At 54.9% G+C, this 15,338-nt stretch carries 17 protein-coding genes; 8 read left to right on the top strand and 9 right to left on the bottom strand.

Features of this window, described 5'->3' with window-relative positions; translation table 11 throughout:
* Positions 1–6 precede the first annotated feature (6 nt).
* From K6958_RS03155 to K6958_RS03120, 8 genes are all read right to left on the bottom strand, one after another.
* Positions 7–834 (bottom strand): PTS system mannose/fructose/sorbose family transporter subunit IID, encoded by an 828-nt coding sequence (locus tag K6958_RS03155; protein ID WP_434085209.1) that lies wholly within the window; start codon positions 832–834, stop codon positions 7–9.
* Positions 824–1,600 carry a PTS mannose/fructose/sorbose/N-acetylgalactosamine transporter subunit IIC gene (locus tag K6958_RS03150; RefSeq protein WP_249894584.1) on the bottom strand — a complete coding sequence of 259 codons (777 nt, stop codon included), beginning with the start codon at positions 1,598–1,600 and terminating at the stop codon, positions 824–826. The genes K6958_RS03155 and K6958_RS03150 overlap by 11 nt, the downstream gene beginning before the upstream one ends.
* 14 nt (positions 1,601–1,614) lie before the next feature.
* On the bottom strand, positions 1,615–2,085 hold the full coding sequence (locus tag K6958_RS03145; RefSeq protein WP_249893297.1) for a PTS sugar transporter subunit IIB: 471 nt from the start codon (positions 2,083–2,085) through the stop codon (positions 1,615–1,617).
* Between the two features lie 15 nt (positions 2,086–2,100).
* On the bottom strand, positions 2,101–2,523 hold the full coding sequence (locus K6958_RS03140) for a PTS sugar transporter subunit IIA (RefSeq protein WP_249893296.1): 423 nt from the start codon (positions 2,521–2,523) through the stop codon (positions 2,101–2,103).
* Between the two features lie 90 nt (positions 2,524–2,613).
* Positions 2,614–5,370: a sigma-54-dependent transcriptional regulator gene (locus K6958_RS03135; protein ID WP_249894583.1), complete on the bottom strand. Its 2,757-nt coding sequence runs from the start codon at positions 5,368–5,370 to the stop codon at positions 2,614–2,616.
* Positions 5,371–5,512: 142 nt separating this feature from the next.
* Positions 5,513–6,202 carry an HAD family hydrolase gene (locus K6958_RS03130; RefSeq protein ID WP_249893295.1) on the bottom strand — a complete coding sequence of 230 codons (690 nt, stop codon included), beginning with the start codon at positions 6,200–6,202 and terminating at the stop codon, positions 5,513–5,515.
* On the bottom strand, positions 6,180–7,883 hold the full coding sequence (locus K6958_RS03125) for a carbamoyltransferase C-terminal domain-containing protein (RefSeq protein WP_249893294.1): 1,704 nt from the start codon (positions 7,881–7,883) through the stop codon (positions 6,180–6,182). The genes K6958_RS03130 and K6958_RS03125 overlap by 23 nt, the downstream gene beginning before the upstream one ends.
* A complete protein-coding gene (locus tag K6958_RS03120) occupies positions 7,877–8,092 on the bottom strand; it encodes a hypothetical protein (RefSeq protein WP_249893293.1) in 216 nt (71 codons plus the stop codon). Before K6958_RS03120 ends, K6958_RS03125 begins: the two co-directional genes overlap by 7 nt.
* Positions 8,093–8,222: 130 nt before the next feature.
* On the opposite strand from K6958_RS03120, the gene K6958_RS03115 reads away from it, so the two are divergent.
* Both K6958_RS03115 and K6958_RS03110 read left to right on the top strand, forming a co-directional pair.
* Positions 8,223–9,113, top strand: coding sequence for a LysR family transcriptional regulator (locus K6958_RS03115; protein WP_249893292.1), 891 nt, complete (start codon positions 8,223–8,225; stop codon positions 9,111–9,113).
* A gap of 62 nt (positions 9,114–9,175) precedes the next feature.
* Positions 9,176–10,192: a lytic transglycosylase domain-containing protein gene (locus K6958_RS03110; protein WP_249893291.1), complete on the top strand. Its 1,017-nt coding sequence runs from the start codon at positions 9,176–9,178 to the stop codon at positions 10,190–10,192.
* A 122-nt stretch (positions 10,193–10,314) separates the two neighbouring features.
* On the opposite strand, the gene K6958_RS03105 is transcribed toward K6958_RS03110, so the two are convergent.
* A complete protein-coding gene (locus K6958_RS03105) occupies positions 10,315–11,124 on the bottom strand; it encodes a hypothetical protein (protein WP_249893289.1) in 810 nt (269 codons plus the stop codon).
* A 468-nt stretch (positions 11,125–11,592) separates the two neighbouring features.
* Here K6958_RS03105 and K6958_RS03100 point away from each other — a divergent pair, with 468 nt between their 5' ends.
* From K6958_RS03100 to sctL, 6 genes are all read left to right on the top strand, one after another.
* Positions 11,593–12,585 (top strand): sigma 54-interacting transcriptional regulator, encoded by a 993-nt coding sequence (locus K6958_RS03100; RefSeq protein WP_249893288.1) that lies wholly within the window; start codon positions 11,593–11,595, stop codon positions 12,583–12,585.
* Between the two features lie 138 nt (positions 12,586–12,723).
* Positions 12,724–12,963 carry a hypothetical protein gene (locus K6958_RS03095; protein ID WP_249893287.1) on the top strand — a complete coding sequence of 80 codons (240 nt, stop codon included), beginning with the start codon at positions 12,724–12,726 and terminating at the stop codon, positions 12,961–12,963.
* A gap of 67 nt (positions 12,964–13,030) precedes the next feature.
* On the top strand, positions 13,031–13,396 hold the full coding sequence (locus tag K6958_RS03090; RefSeq protein WP_249893286.1) for an EscI/YscI/HrpB family type III secretion system inner rod protein: 366 nt from the start codon (positions 13,031–13,033) through the stop codon (positions 13,394–13,396).
* Positions 13,397–13,401: 5 nt separating this feature from the next.
* Positions 13,402–14,178, top strand: a complete 777-nt coding sequence (sctJ, locus tag K6958_RS03085) for a type III secretion system inner membrane ring lipoprotein SctJ (RefSeq protein ID WP_249893285.1) — start codon at positions 13,402–13,404, stop codon at positions 14,176–14,178.
* Entirely contained in the window at positions 14,175–14,717 is a 543-nt protein-coding gene (locus K6958_RS03080; protein ID WP_249893284.1) for a serine kinase, read from the top strand. Before sctJ ends, K6958_RS03080 begins: the two co-directional genes overlap by 4 nt.
* Positions 14,701–15,303 carry a type III secretion system stator protein SctL gene (sctL, locus tag K6958_RS03075; RefSeq protein WP_249893283.1) on the top strand — a complete coding sequence of 201 codons (603 nt, stop codon included), beginning with the start codon at positions 14,701–14,703 and terminating at the stop codon, positions 15,301–15,303. Before K6958_RS03080 ends, sctL begins: the two co-directional genes overlap by 17 nt.
* Positions 15,304–15,338 lie beyond the last annotated feature (35 nt).

The following is a 15,338-nucleotide window of genomic DNA, read 5'->3' as shown; positions in this document are numbered from 1 at the left end:
ATCTCCTCAGAACAGACCAATCCATGAACCCAGGATGCCGACTACCGCCATCCCGCCAATAATCGCCAGCGGCTGTACCTTTTTGCCCAGCAGCCAGTAGACAATGCCGAAACTCACCAGCGGCAGCAGGCAGGGCATGATGTCGTTAATAATCTCCTGCACCTGCGTTTTCGCTTCGCCCGCGCCAAAAGTGATGGGAATAGTGATATCAATCATCGAGGCGGTCATCGCGCCTACCACCATCAGGCCGATAATCGAGGCGCCGTAGGTCACGCTTTCCATCATTCCACTTTGCTGGATGCGCTGTAGTACGCCGGTGCCCAACACGTAGCCCCAGCGGGTAAACAGCCAGCGCACCAGGATATGCGGTACGTTAAAGATCAGCACAAACAGGATCGGCCCGAGGATATTGCCCTTCAGCGCCAGACTGGTGCCGATGCCGGTGGCGATCAGCCGCAGCGTGCCCCAGAAAAAGGAGTCGCCCAGCCCGGCCAGCGGCCCCATCAGCGACGCTTTAACGTTATCGATCGAGGCGCTATCCAGGCCGCCGTCGTTGCGGTTCTTCTCTTCCATCGCGGCGGTGATGCCGAGGATCAGCGTGACGATATGCGGCGTGGTATTAAAGAACACCAGATGGCGCTTTAGCGCGCTCACCAGATCCTCATGGCGCGTATAGAGCTTTTTCAGCACCGGCATCATCGCGTAGACGAAGGCCAGGTTCATCTGCCGTTCATAGTTCCAGGAGAACTCCATCTGGAACGAGCGCCAGAAGACACGGCGCAGGTCGCGCGGCGTAATCTGCGGCTGCGGCTGCTGCGGGTTATCAGAAATCATCTTCGTCATCGTTCACTCCTTCTGCCGTTGAGGCGCGCTGGACCGGCTGCTGCGTCATATTGACCATTACCACCGCGACAATCGCCCCGAGAATGGCGATGCCGGTTACCGGAATCTTGAGATAGGCCATCAGCACAAAGCCGAGGAAAAAGTAAGGCGCCACCTTTTTATTAATCAGCAGCCGCGCCAGCATGGCGAAACCGAGCGCCGGGATCATGCCGGTGGCGACGCTCAGCCCGTGCTTAATAAACTCCGGAATGGCGTCGAGCAGGCTTTTTACCGCGCCGCTGCCCACCAGGAAGGAGACGGTGACAATGGTCGCCAGCATCAGCGACAGGCCAAAGCCCGCCAGCAGGTGCATACGCTCAATGCCGCCGGTATTGCCCTGCTCCGCATAGGCATCTGCCTTATGGCTGAGCGTGGGAATAAACAGTCCGAGATAAATGTTTTTCAATACCAGCGTCAGCGTGGCGATCGGCAGGCCGAGCAGCAGCGCCGTTTCAGTGCCCGCGCCGGAGGTAATGGCGAAAGCGACGCCAAGAATGCCGCCGGTCACCACATCGGGCGGAATCGAGGCGCCCACCGAGAAAGAGCCGATAAACGCCAGCTCCAGCGTCGCGCCCATCATCACGCCGGTTTGCACATCGCCCAGCACCAGCCCGGTCAGCAGGCCGGTGACGATCGGCCTGGAGAGCAGCGAGGTGCCTAAGGCATATTCAGACTGAGCGATAAACGCCACCAGCCCCAGCAATAATGCTTCTGTCATCATCGCTCCCCGCGCTACAGCGCTTCGCTAAACAGCTGTTTGCGATCGCCCGGCACCTGACGGATCTCGATCTCTTTGCCCGCCTGCGTCAATTCCTCCAGCAGCGAGATCTCTTCCGGCAGCACGTTGATCGCCTTAGAAATATTACGGCTGCCCTCTTTGGCTTTAATGCCGCCGAGGTTAATGCTGGTGATGTCCGGCACCGCCGTCGCCAGCCGCCAGGCGTCGGTCACCGACTCCACCACGATAAACAGCTTATATTTATCGGTGACACCGCTTTTGATCGCTTCGATGGCGTCGTCGATGTTTTTGATTACCAGCTTTACCGCTGGCGGTTTGGCGAGCTTGATGGTGGTTTTACGCAACTCATCGTTGGGCACATCGTCATTGGCGATCAGAATGCAGTCGGCGCCGATGTACTGCGTCCAGGAAAAAGCGACCTGGCCGTGTAACAGTCGATGATCGACCCGTAAGAGCTTTATCATTGTTATCCTCCTCGCTCAGAAATCTTTATCCGCGCAGCTGGCGCTGCTGATGGTCTGATTGCAGTACTGCATGCCCTCGCGAGCGTTAGTCAGTGCCTCGTTTATCAGCTGGATCGCCGGCTCGTTGGGCGGCGCGATCAGCATCTCAATCACCAGCGGCAGATTTAATCCCGCCAGCAGGTGAAAATCGGGCCGATGCAGATAGCGAATAAATTCGTTATTCACGCTGCCAGCGAAAATATCGGTGATGACGATCAGCTCATCCTGCGGCGTAAAGGCGGCCATCAGGCTATCGACCTGGCGGGTTAAATCGTCGTTTTCATCCACATAGGCGCACAGCGCGTGCAAATGCGGCTGCTCACCCAGAATTAACTCAACGGATTGACGAATGCCGGCGGCAAACGAGCCGTGGCTGGCAAAAATGTAGTGACGTTTCATCCTGACCTCATCAAGCGGTTCCACGCGTTAATAAGAGCAAGCGGCGTGCCAGATATAGTGGCGCGCCGCGCGGCACAGGGTTAAACAAGACTAAAACTCTTGATCTGACGGGATAAATTCGGTTTCTCGATGCAGAATATCGTGGATGTAATGCAGCTCGGCATCGGGGATTTTGACACTGTAGCTGGCCTCAATGACACTAAACGCCTCGCGCAGCGCGTTAAGCGCCTGCGACGGACGCTGCGGCCCGCTGTAGCGCTGAATCGCCGCCTGGCGGATAAGCCGCTCAATCAAACAGCTGATATGAATATAGAGCGCTACCTTGCGATCGTTGGTCAGCGCCAGCCCGGCAAGATGCTCATAACGCAGTAAAAATTGCTCGACCTGATTGATCACTTTGCCGGTATCCAGAATAGTCACCGACTCAATCACCCGGCGCAGCGAGAAGTTTTTCACCAGCTGGTTATTGATCTCTTCGACCTGATCGGCGCTGGTCAGCGTGCCGAATAACGCCCTCAGCGTGGCGCTGCCCGCGCCGGCGATCAGCGATTCCAGCGAAATCCACGGCACCGGCAGATGCGGATCGAGAGTGCCGACCACCGCCATCACCTCATAGCGCGCCAGCAGCGGTTCACGCTTCAGCGGATCGATCAGGCTGTCGTAATCGCAGGCGACCATCTCTATCGCCAGCGTCTCTGGGATACTGGCCTTTAGCAGTGCGCTCAGGTTATTGGCCGCGCCCAGACCGGTGGCGCAGGTGGTAATGATTGCGCGCGGCTTATCCTGTACCGGCCAGATCAGTTGATGCTCAACCGGCAGATCGTCCGCCACTTCGCTGACAATCGCTTCGGGCAAATCACCGCGTAGAATGCGCTCGCCGACATACAGCGCCATGCGCGTCGAGACGTTATTAATAATTGCCACCGGCGTGGTGATATGGCGATTAAAATGTTGATAGATGGCGTTAAGCGATCCCATATCCACCAGAATGACCAGCCCGGAAGCCAGCGCGTTGCGCTCGATATAGCGCATTACCTCGCTGGCGATGACGTCCGGCGTGACGTCCAGCGGCATATCGAAAGATTCAAACAGATTGTTTTTCAGCAGACGGTTCGCCACGTTGGCGATGCTGCTGGCGGTAGCGTAGCCGTGCGCCAGAATCACCGCCCGCGTGACCTGTTTTTGGCTCAGTACGCCGCTTTTCTGTAGCCAGAGGATCAACAGCAGCGCATCGATACGCTGTGGATGCAGATCAAGCTTGTGGGTTACCGCTGCCAGCACCTCATGACAAAAGCGACAGAGCAGCGGATAGCGCTGCTCCAGGCACTGTGAAAGCTGGCGGATCAATTCCGCATTCAGGCGCGCGGGCGTTTCGCTGGCGCGATGCAGCAGATAATGGCTCAGGGCGTAAATGCAGTTGCCGTTAAACTGCAGGCTGAAACGCTTTTCCAGCCGGTAGAACTCTTCCCGCACCTGGCTGCTGGTCAGCAGCAGCATCGAGGATTCCTGCTGGTTGCGATGGGTAAAGATAAGCTGGTCGAACAGGCGTTCAATCTCATTGCCCATGCGCTTTTCCATCTCTTCCCATGCCAGCTCTCCGCTGCGCCAGTTTTCAAACAGCGCCAGCACGCCAAGCTGCGCATCCTGAATCAGCAGCCGCGCGCTATCCTGCTGACGCAGCAGCCAGGGCAGGGCTACGGACTGGTCGATCACCAGCGGTTCCGCCTGCGTCTCTTCGATAGCCGGCAACTGCGCCATCACCGTTTCCGGCAGATCGTGCAGGGTAACCTCTATCGTCTCGCGGCTCATTTGCCGCGCCCAGGCGGTGGCGACGCTGTATTTCACCGCGTTTTTCATTTCACCTACGTTGCCGCGCCAGATATGGTTGCCCAGCGCGCCGATCAGCCGCGGACTAAGGCGTAAACGTCCACCGACCTTTTGCGCCTCACGCCAGAAAAACTGCATCATCAGCGCCTGCTTTTCTTGCGGGCTGCGGCTCGCCAGATCGGGCAGCATCACCTGGATTGGAATGCGACGGATAAAGGTGGTCAGAAAAGTGCTGTGCACCTCTTCGGTGGTGGCGAAAATCAGCCGAGTCTCTACCCGCTGTCCCTGCGCGGTTTCGCCCAGCCGGTAGATTTCACCGCGATCGAGCCAGGTAAACAGCTTCTCCTGCCCTTCCGGAGGCAGGCGATGAACCTCATCCAGAAACAGAACGCCGCCGTGCGCCGCCTCAAACGCGCCGGGCCTGTCATGCGCTGCGCCGGTAAAGGCGCCTTTGACATAGCCGAACAGGTTGGCGGTTAGCAGCTCCGGGTTGCTGGCGTACTGGGCGCAGTTAACGTTGATAAAGGGCGCATCGGGCGCGATCACCTGCTGAGCGATAGCATATTCATGCAGCAACTGCGCCATATAGCTTTTGCCGGTGCCGCTGTCGCCGGTAATCAGCAGCGGTAGCCCGCCGTCGGGATAAAACAGCGCGGTTTTAAGTTGTTCAATAGGTTTTTTCAGGCTGCCGTCATGACCGATCAACAGGGCGAAGTGATCGGCCTCTGGCGCAGGCTCGCCCTCTTCCGCCAGCAGTTCGGCGATGCTGGCGTATTCGCTACGCGACAGCGGAAAGAACTGTTGCTCAAAGCTGGCCTTATGCAGAAAGCAGACCGGGCGGCCGTTGATTTTTATCAGCTCGCCCTGCGCTACCAGCTGATTGAGATAGTGGCTGGCGGTGTTGCGCTGCATCGCGAATCGCTGTGCCAGCCAGGCGGCGGTAAACACTTCACTGACATGTTGCGGATCAAAAAAATCGGTCTGATTAATTAAGAAGTTCAGTAATTTATCTTTACGCATCATCATATCCCTGGTTTACAACTCAGGGCTATGATGCCGTGAACTCAGCTGATGCAACCGCAACCGCGCCAGGGAATTGTTGTTTTGTGGCATGCCGCACAGATTGTTTTTCTGCACGCTTTTGCCTGTCGGTGAGCCGCACTCATACTTTACTGCGCCAGCCTATCCCGTGGTTTTCGCCATAAAAACGACAGAGTAGATTATCCTGCCCCACCGTAATTTCAGTAAAGTCAGTAATGCACGCGAGGCTTTTATCTGTTCTATTATTTACTGCAATACAGTTCATTCCCGCAGCTAATGCTGAGGTAATCCCGTTATTTGAATCCTCAAACACCAGAGAAAAAGCCGGTTCGATATTAAGCCTTTCAATAGCTGTTCGATAAGGCAAAGGATCGGGTTTCCCCCGGCTGACTTCATTCCTTGTAATAATGCAGTCAAAAACATTTAGCTGATGCTGTTGCAATACTGTGTTCACTTTTCCAGGCCAGCTGCTGGTTACCAGTCCTAATCTAACCTCACTCTTTTCCAGCTGCGAAATAAACCGGCGCACACCTTTGATTAAAGCATAGCTGGCCGCTTCTTCACGCCGGTCAACTTTCCGATGAAAAGCCTTACGTACTGCTTCCGGCTGGTCAGGTAAAATATGCTCTAGTGTAAAAGTATGAGAGGCGCCAATGATATAGTTATCAATATCACGCTGCGAAAGCTTATAGCCGTACTCTTCAGCGGTCTTCGTCCATGCATCGATAATCGTCTGGTTGGAATCAATAATAACGCCATCTAAATCGAACAGGACAGCTTTAATTTCTTTAATTTCCCATTGAGGCATCATCTTTCCTTGTCACTAAAAATGTGTCATTAAAATTAATAGCATTAATAATTCCGTTGCGAAGTACGCTCAACGCCTCATGAGGCGTATTGATTATCGGCTCTTCATGACGATTAAAAGAGGTGTTAACCAAACAAGGCTGACCAGTTAAGGAATACCACCTGTTTAATAATTGATACATAAAAGGATCTTGCTCTGTATCTACTATCTGCGGCCTTGCTGAACCATCAATATGGACTACCGCAGGGCATTGCAATAACATTACTGGTTTACAGTTATAGGTAATCGTCATAAATTCAGCCGCTTTATCAGCAGGCGACCAATTTATCAGAGAGATATCAGCCAGATTTTTAGCAATCACCGGGGCAAAAGGCATAAATTCGGTTCTTTTTAGCTTTTGATTTAACCATAAATTAACATCTTTTTTATTTGCATGATAAATAATGCTGCGGTTGCATAATGCTCTGGAACCGAACTCCATCTTTCCACGGAAAAAAGCCATTACGTTGTTATTTTTAAGGCAATCAATTACCGCTTGCTGCATATTATCAGGAGTTTTGATAATGAGATCCTGCTGTTGCTGCAAGATCGAGGCTATCTCATCATTTGTATATTCCGTTCCCAGCGCCATAGTATCCATCCGGATACGCAGGCGGTTTTCTCTCCATTGAGCCGTTACGGCAGCCGCCAGTGGCAGACCTTCATCGCCCATACAGGGCAGAATAAATAAATTTGCAATACCTAAATTTTCTTTTAGTTTTTGATTTAAACGCACGTTACCGAAAACGCCACCTGCGAGGCATATATTTTTTACCTTATGATATTTTACATAGGGTTGTATCAGTTCTGTCAGGATTGTTTCCATATGCTTTTGGGCTGCCGCTGCGATATCCTGAGGAGAATATTTATTAATTTCATTAACCAGCGTTGGCGAATAGCCATGATAAGAAGGTGAATAATAATCACCACAGTTAGCTACCAGACGATGATATTTAATATCTATCATTTTTTTCATTAAAGGCAGCGCATGCTCTGGGTTACCATACGCAGACAACCCCGTTATTTTCCCTTCATGCCGGTTAGCTTTAAATCCGAGTAGATGCGTTATCCTGCCGTAAAAATAGCCCAGGCTATCAATCGTTTTTTCTCTGTGCAATACAGTTTCTTTTCCTTCGTTAATATAACGAATAGACAGAGAAATAAAATCACCACGACCATCACAGGTTACGACTAATGCCTGTTCAAAAGGCGAGCAAAGCCAGGCACCCCAGGCATGCGTATCATGATGATCTATATAACGAACCTTGTTTTGTAAATGATTATCCCAAATAAATCTGTCAAACTCTTCTCGTTTCTCTTTGTCATTATTAATTTCATCAGCAATTCTTTTTTGCAAAATATCAATATTATCAAAGTTATATATACATTCATTAATCACCCTTTCAACATACAAATTAAGGCAGTGGTTTTCATTAAAACCTGCCTTCCAACCATAAGCAATGATATCAACATCATTTATAGTTTTATTCGCTGCAGAAAGAACGAAACCTATCGACTGGGTGGGCCACGTTTTATGCGCTTTAATACGGGTAAATCTCTCCTCATGTACTGCAGCTATTATTTCTGACCCCCGTATTATACAGGCTCCAGCTGTATCATTATTGGTGATACCTAAAATCAACATAGTATAATCCTCTGATCAAGTGATTTACCCTTCAGCGATTGCTGAAACTTCCGGAGTGCTTTTGTACTGTCCTCCGCGTAGATATGAACAGGAGGAATATAAAAGTCCTGCTGCAGAAGCTTACGAATTATTTCACCGGCTTCAAATTCTTCCAGCGATTGTGGCACTACGACGTCTTTATGAATTAAAAAAATGAATAACTTATTCATGAGGCCTCCGGTAAGTTGGGCTGGTCATATATCAGTTGCATCGATTACTTGTTACCTGCATTAACCTATTAAAATCGCAACACCTCAAAAAATATAATGATATTTTTTTTGCTTGTGATAAGTTGCTGGAATGGATACGCAATTACTACGCGCTTTTTTAATGCTGATTGAAACCGGCAATTATCATGAAGCGGCGAAACGACTCTTTATTACCCAGCCTGCTCTGACGAAACAGATTCAGGCGCTTGAGTATCAGCTGAATCTTCCCCTTTTTATGCGCGGTCGTCATGGCAGCCAGCTTACGCCTGCGGGAAAACAGCTCATGCCGCATATTCAGGCAGTGATTAAACAGGTTGAAGAGCTTCGCCAACAGGCACATGACATAAGTATCGGCAAAGCGGGAAGCTTAGCGATTGGGTTTGGCATCTCCAGTATTCGCATTGCCCCGGAGCTGGTGGCGCATTTTCGTCGCCGCTACCCACAGATTAATGTCAACCTGGAGGATATTTCTTCAACACAGCAGGCCGAAGGGTTGCTTGCGGGCCACTTACAGCTGGCTTTTATGCGGCTCCCGGTCGAGCCGCCGTTAGCCTGTATAAGCCTTAGTACAGAAAAGCTGACCATTGCGGTGTCGGGCAGAGAAAAAGATGGGTTAGTCGGTAAACTACAGCAAGAGAGTGATTACCACCTGCTGGCCGAACTCCCGATGCTCCAGCTGACGCCGGAACGCGGCCCCGGGCTTAACCAGCAAATATCGCGTTTCCTGGCGTTTAATCATGTGAATACCAATGTCATCCAGCACTCACGCGATATACAAACGCTGCTGGCGCTGGTAGCTACTGGCATCGGCATTGCCCTGGTTCCTGAAAGCGCTACCCATATCGCCCCGCATGACATCGAATTTATTCCTCTGTCCGGCCCCTACGCATCATGGGAGGTGGGGCTGGTGTGGAACCCAGCCTGGGAAGATCCCGTGAGGGAGCGGTTTATTGAAGTGGTAAAAAGTAACAGGCGCTTATAAGGAACCCTTGTCATCTTTGCACCACTTAACAGACTGACCCCCTAAGCGATAAGGATGACCCGATGATTACATTACCTGGGGCGCTAAGCCCTTCCCAACCCCTGACACCGCCTGATCTGAGCGGCCTCTCTGACAAACTGCCGTTAGGGAATAATGGCGCGTTCTCGCCTTCCGGCGGCATGACCTCGATTGATTTTGGTCAAAACGGCAGTAGCGGTACCGATCTCAATGCGCTGTTTGGGCAGAATGGCGATGCCGCGCAGGAGACGTTAAATAATGAAATCGCCCAGACGCTGGCCCAGCTCATCAGCGCGCTGCTCACCTCGCTGATGCCGCTGCTGCAACAGCTTACCGGTCAGCAAAATCAGCAGCAGAGCGGACAACCGACCTCTGGCGGCGGTGGCGGAATACCACAGAACCTGGCTGCGGGCGGCGACCCGACGCAGCTGAGCGGCGGTAGCGGCGCCGGACAAAGCGCGCCGGCGCCTGCCAGCGCACCGGTCGGAGAGATGGCCAACACCAGCGGTCAAAGCGGCGCCCCAGCGGGTACGGCAGCCACCGGCGGCAGCGGTCAGAGCGTGACGCAATCGGGCGGCAGCGGGCTGCATCTGCCGGAAGCATTGAAGCCATATGAAGGCGCTATTCAAAATGCGGCAGCGAAAACCGGCGTGCCGGGCGAAGTGCTGGCGGCGCAAATCTGGCAAGAGTCGCGCGGCAGCCTTGGCGCCAGTACGGTTAACGGCGGCAACGGGCTACAGGACAGCGGCCTGATGCAGGTAAACAGCAACACCTTTGCCGATCTGCAACGTAAAAATCCCGATCTGTTAGGACCGAACGCCAACGCTAATAATCCACAGGATAACATCATGGCCGGCGCGCTCTATATGAAAGAGCAGCTCAATGATTTTGGCGGCAATATGGGTGCGGCGCTGCGCGCCTATAATTCCGGCCCGCTTAACGTTAACGTGAATAACTTAAATGATATCTCCAAAACTGGCACCGGCGATGCCACCTACGTCGATAAGGTAATGAACTTCGCTTCAATTATCAGCAGCGGCCAGGGCCAACTGCCAGCCTGATAAAAAAGTCCCTGCACCTGAGTGCAGGGACTTAAACCAGAGCTCGTCGCTTATAAAAAAGGCGATGGCGCGCAGATCGGATAAAAGGGGGATGGCTCCCCCTTCGTTAACGTACAGCGAAATTATTTCACTCCGTTATTGGAACCGCCGCCCAACAGTGACATTAACGCGTTCAGTCCGGTCATTTGCAGCGCCGAGTTCAGTAAGTTGCTCAGCATGTTGCCACCACCGGACTGGGCATTGGCCTGGCCGCCAGCAGATTGACCACCGGATTGACCGCCTGCGCTGTTACCGCCGCCCTGCTGCATGCCGGTCAGCTGCTGCATCATCTGCATCATCTGCTGCATCATTTGTTGCAGCTGCTGGATCATGCCGTTGACGCCGCCCTGATTACCCTGCGCCGCCTGGCTGCCGCCGGACGGCGCGCCCGCCTGCTGCTGTGGTGCCTGGCTACTTTCGCCGCCTTTCAGCATCTGCTGCAGGCCCAACAGCATCAGCAGCTGCTGGAGCATCTGCGCAATACCGCCGCCTTTACCAGCAGAAGAGAGCAGCCCGCCGTTCTGTCCGCCCGGCTGCTGCGCAAGCAAGTTTTGCCCGCCTGCCGCGCCGCCGGCACCGCCCGTAGCGCCGGGGCCGCCCAGTGCGCCTGGCCCCAACAGGCTCAGCGCGCCCGAGCCAGCATTCAGGCCGAAGTCGAGCATATTGCCGCCGAGCTTGCCGCCTTTGCCGTTTTTGCCATCAACGCCCTGGCCACTAAGATTCGGGCCGTTGGTGCCGTTCGGGCCGTTACCGGTGCCGTTGGTGCTGTTAGCCGTGGTATTAGTACGCGGGCCGTTTGGCCCGATGTCCTGACGCCCTTTCCCCGTCAAATCTGGCGGTGGCATGGTTGTTCTGCCCGCGCCGCCGCCCAGTCCGCCTAATTTGAATCCCATACATCCTCCGCTTAAACGTTACGTTTATGAATGAATTGAGCATCCCAGGCCGCCCTGTACTTACATACTGCTGACATTTGTAACGGCATGGCAGGCTCTGGCTCGCTTTGTAAGTGGCAAGGCAGGGAAAGGAGTTCCATCGAATGCCATAAGAGATGTGCACCAGACCACAGACATAAAAATTTCATCTGACAGCCTTGATGGAAAAGGGATAGCTGCAAGCGGCACGGCTAAAGGGATGAGCCGGCGCGCTGTCAGGAAATCCCTACAGCGCTGTTGTAAATCCCTACGTGTTTATCAGCGCAGACTGATAGCTGTCGGCGATCGTTATAGCGGAAAGTAAGGAAACCGAATGCTTTTGTAATTTTTTATGAACCGAATGCCATAAAAAAAACTTCACAATTTACGGTAGGTTATCGACGTACCACTACACGCAGCAACATTTTATGTCGAGTCACTGGAGACATTATGGTTAAAGCAATTACTACCAGCACGCGCTGCACCGCGCATGAGAGCCGGCGCACCGGCCATGCTGAGATCTCCTCTCTGCATCCCGCAACGCTAACGTCCTGCAGCTTTCCGGCAGCGGATATCCATGCTCATTTGCACAAACTGATTGAGACCATTGCTCCGCTGCATGTGGATGTGCTGCTGGAAGGCGAAACCGGTACCGGCAAAGATACGCTGGCGCGGCGGATTTATGAGCGCTCCGGCTGCCGCGGCCCGCTGGTGCCGGTCAACTGTGGCGCAATTCCGGAAACCCTGGCGGAAAGCGAGCTGTTTGGCGTGGTCTCCGGCGCCTATACCGGCGCCAGCCATTCACGCCCCGGCTATATTGAGGCCGCCAACAACGGCATCCTGTTTTTGGATGAGATCGACAGCATGCCGCTTACCGTACAGGCCAAGCTGCTGCGTATGCTGGAGTCGCGCGCCATTGAGCGGCTCGGCAGCACCCGCTGCATCCCGCTGACGCTGCGCGTGATCGCTGCCGCCCAGACGCCGCTGGAACAGCTGGTGGCCGAGGGACGTTTTCGCCGCGACCTCTATTTCCGTTTAAATACCATTACGCTCTCTACGCCCACCGTGCGTTCGCGCCCTGAACTGATTATCCCGCTGTTTCGTCAGTTCATTCAGGATGCTGCGCAGCGCCTGAATCAGCCGCTGCCGCCGCGCCAGCCAGGCCTGGACGAAGCGCTGCTGCTGCACAGCTGGCCGGGTAATATCCGCGAGTTAAAAGCGGCGGCGGAGCGTTTTGTGCTGGGGCTGCCGGTGCTGTGCCAGCAGACGATCCCGCAGGCGGAATCGATCATGTTAAAAGAGCGCCTGCGCCGCATTGAGCGCAGCCTGATTGATGAGTGTTTGCATCGCCACGGCAACCGCATTGATGATGTGGTTCATGAGTTGGGCATCCCGCGCCGCACCCTTTACCACCGACTGAAACAGCTGAAGCTCAGCGCCTGATCCCTGCCCGCCGTCAGCTGACGGCGGTTTTCTTCCTGGCAAAAAAAATTCTGCTTTTTATGGAACCCGCCCGACGCGCTCGCCACTTAATGAGCGAAACCATTGCAGTACACCTTCAACCTTAATGAGGAAATAATCATGGGCGTAACATCAGGTCTGTCTAACATGATCACCGGCGGCGCAGGTTCACTGAGCCAGCTTTCAGGCGCGATGGGCGGTGCTGATTTTATGATGGAAATGCAGGGCGTGAAAAATGAGATGCAGCAAAACCAGGTTGCAAAGGCCAAGATGGATGCAGAGTACCAGCGCATCAACGGTATCGCTGACAGCCAGGCCCAGGCCGGGTCAGCCGCCGCTCAGGTGAAGATCTCCTACTAAGCAGCGCGGGCGGGGAGGAGAACGTCACGCTCCTCCCTCTCTTTCCTTTAGCAGAAGAGCCGAACCGATGAAAGTCAATAATACCTCCCCTTCCCTGACCACCTCCGTGACGTTAGAAGCGGACGACGCCTCTCCAGAGGTGAATAAGTCGGATGCGCAATGGTTCAGCGCGGCGCTGAATGCGCCGGAGTCTTCCACGGAGGCGGGCGGCACGCCCGATATTATCAGCAGCCTGACCGGCGCCATCAGCCGCAATCAGCAGGCGCAGCAGAGCGCGTTTCGCGATCTGGAAGTGGCTTCGCGTTCCACCAACTCACTGGACTTTAGCGCCGCCAACGCCGCGCTGTCGGACTATTATGTGCAGAGCCTGATGAACGCCAAAATCATCGCCAAGGGCGTGCAGAGCCTGGATAAATTAACCAACCTACAGTAAACCCTATGCGACCTTTTCTGGTAAAAGCCCTGCTGGTCGGCTGTCTGGCCCTGCTGCTGAGCGGCTGCGGCGACGACACCGTGCTAAACAGCAATCTGGCTGAAAACGATGCCAACGATATTGTTGCCGAACTCAACCGCTACCATATTCCCGCCAGCAAGCGTGTGGATAAGGCCGGCGTCTCGGTGCTGGTGGCGCCGGAAAATATTGAGCGCTCGGTCAATATCCTTGAGGCCGCCGGGCTGCCGCGCAAGGCGCGTACCAATCTGGGCGAGGTATTCCAGAAAAGCGGCGTCATCTCCAGCCCGATGGAGGAGCGGGCACGCTATATCTATGCGCTGTCGCAAGAGGTGGAGTCCACGCTGGCGCAGATCGACGGGGTGGTGGTGGCGCGCGTTCATGTGGTGTTACCGGAGCGTATTGCCCCCGGCGAGCCGGTCCAGCCCGCCTCCGCCTCGGTGTTTATCAAATATCATGACTCCCTCGATCCTGACAGTATTGAGCCACGTATTCGCCGCCTGGTTGCCACCAGTATCCCCGGCCTGGTCGGGCGCGACGACCGCGATCTGGCGATCGTGTTTGTCCCAGCCAAAGTGTATGAGGATCGGGTTGAGACGGTGAAAATGGGGCCGTTTACCCTCTCCCCCGGCCAGTTTTCACTGGTAAAAGGCGTGCTGAGCGTGGCGGGGATCCTGCTGCTGCTGATTGTGGGTGTGATGGTGCTGCGCTCCGGTAAAAAAGGCGCGCGTACGGCGGTCGCCAACCCAGGGAAACCGTCATGAATGAGCAATGGCTGGCATGGTGGCACAGCGGCTACTGGCAAACAGCGCATGAGAGCTGGCGTCAGGATAGCTGGTTTGCGCTGCCGGAAGCGCAGCGTCTGGCGCTGGCGCGTATGCGCGCGGCCGCCATCGGTCGCCAGTGGGGTGTAGAACCCTCGCCACTTGCGCCGCCCCAGCCGCTATTACTGAACCTGTTAGCGCTCTCCCCATCACAAAAAATGCGGCTGCTGGCGCTAACCGGCGCGATTTGCGGCGCAGAGACCGGGCTATCCGGCGAAGAGAAGATCTGGTGTCGGCGGCTGGCCAAAGGCATTCGCCCGGAAAGCTGGCTGCCGGAAGCATTCCATGCACACTCGCTGGCGCTATTGCAGGCGCTCTGGCCAGCATGCTGGACGCGCCTGCGTATGACATTTCCACGCGATGCCGCACTTGCCTGTCCGACCGTGCCGCTCGATTTGCCCCCCCGCCGATTGCAGCCGCTCTGGGAGGCCGCGCTGTGGCGTTGCCAGTGCGGGGAGAAAGATGATGTGGCAGCTTAGACAGCTTACCTGTTTCACGCCGCCGGAGCCGCAGCAGGCGCTGCTTAGCCGTGAGGCGCTAGCGCAGCAGCAGCAGGCGCAGCAGATCATCATGGCAGCAGAGCAGCAGGCGCAAATGCTGCTGGACGACGCCCATCAGCAGGCGCAGCAGATCCTTCAGCAGGCGCAGGCGGAATCCGCTGCATTATTAGAGCAAGAACAGACGCAGTTCTGGCAGCAGGCGCAAACGCTGTTCGATGACTGGCACCAACAGCGTGAAACGCAGCAGCAGCAGGTGGTGACGTTGGCCAGCCAGCTACTGGCGCAGGCGCTGGCGCACTGTCTGGCGGAGGTGCCGCCGACGGAACGTCTGCAGGCGCTGCTGACCCAGTTAATGAACCGCTCGCCGTCAGAGACGCAGGCGACGCTTTACTGCGCCCCTTGCCAGCAATCGCCGCTGGCCGCCTGGCTAAGCGCGCGCCCCGCGCTGCGCTGGCAGCTTACGCCCGATGAGCAGTTGGAGAGGGACGCGCTGCGGCTGGTGACCGCGCAGGGCGAGCTGCATATCAGCTGGCAGGCGCTCTGTGAGTCGCTGAGCGGCGGATAATTTTTTATGACGTACGGAACCCAACGGAAACTGGC

Origin of the sequence: Mixta hanseatica, assembly GCF_023517775.1 — a bacterium.
In the GTDB taxonomy this organism is placed as follows: domain Bacteria; phylum Pseudomonadota; class Gammaproteobacteria; order Enterobacterales; family Enterobacteriaceae; genus Mixta; species Mixta hanseatica.
This window is presented reverse-complemented; position numbering and strand designations above follow the sequence as displayed.

Excerpts from the sequence above, each read along its gene's own strand:
- K6958_RS03135 (WP_249894583.1), bottom strand. The coding sequence starts at position 5,370 with ATGCGTAAAGATAAATTACTGAACTTCTTAATTAATCAGACCGATTTT.
- sctJ (WP_249893285.1), top strand. The coding sequence starts at position 13,402 with ATGCGACCTTTTCTGGTAAAAGCCCTGCTGGTCGGCTGTCTGGCCCTG.
- sctL (WP_249893283.1), top strand. The coding sequence starts at position 14,701 with ATGATGTGGCAGCTTAGACAGCTTACCTGTTTCACGCCGCCGGAGCCG.
- K6958_RS03155 (WP_434085209.1), bottom strand. The coding sequence starts at position 834 with ATGATTTCTGATAACCCGCAGCAGCCGCAGCCGCAGATTACGCCGCGC.
- K6958_RS03095 (WP_249893287.1), top strand. The coding sequence starts at position 12,724 with ATGGGCGTAACATCAGGTCTGTCTAACATGATCACCGGCGGCGCAGGT.
- K6958_RS03150 (WP_249894584.1), bottom strand. The coding sequence starts at position 1,600 with ATGACAGAAGCATTATTGCTGGGGCTGGTGGCGTTTATCGCTCAGTCT.
- K6958_RS03130 (WP_249893295.1), bottom strand. The coding sequence starts at position 6,202 with ATGATGCCTCAATGGGAAATTAAAGAAATTAAAGCTGTCCTGTTCGAT.
- K6958_RS03105 (WP_249893289.1), bottom strand. The coding sequence starts at position 11,124 with ATGGGATTCAAATTAGGCGGACTGGGCGGCGGCGCGGGCAGAACAACC.
- K6958_RS03145 (WP_249893297.1), bottom strand. The coding sequence starts at position 2,085 with ATGATAAAGCTCTTACGGGTCGATCATCGACTGTTACACGGCCAGGTC.
- K6958_RS03115 (WP_249893292.1), top strand. The coding sequence starts at position 8,223 with ATGGATACGCAATTACTACGCGCTTTTTTAATGCTGATTGAAACCGGC.
- K6958_RS03125 (WP_249893294.1), bottom strand. The coding sequence starts at position 7,883 with ATGTTGATTTTAGGTATCACCAATAATGATACAGCTGGAGCCTGTATA.
- K6958_RS03120 (WP_249893293.1), bottom strand. The coding sequence starts at position 8,092 with ATGAATAAGTTATTCATTTTTTTAATTCATAAAGACGTCGTAGTGCCA.
- K6958_RS03080 (WP_249893284.1), top strand. The coding sequence starts at position 14,175 with ATGAATGAGCAATGGCTGGCATGGTGGCACAGCGGCTACTGGCAAACA.
- K6958_RS03090 (WP_249893286.1), top strand. The coding sequence starts at position 13,031 with ATGAAAGTCAATAATACCTCCCCTTCCCTGACCACCTCCGTGACGTTA.
- K6958_RS03110 (WP_249893291.1), top strand. The coding sequence starts at position 9,176 with ATGATTACATTACCTGGGGCGCTAAGCCCTTCCCAACCCCTGACACCG.
- K6958_RS03100 (WP_249893288.1), top strand. The coding sequence starts at position 11,593 with ATGGTTAAAGCAATTACTACCAGCACGCGCTGCACCGCGCATGAGAGC.
- K6958_RS03140 (WP_249893296.1), bottom strand. The coding sequence starts at position 2,523 with ATGAAACGTCACTACATTTTTGCCAGCCACGGCTCGTTTGCCGCCGGC.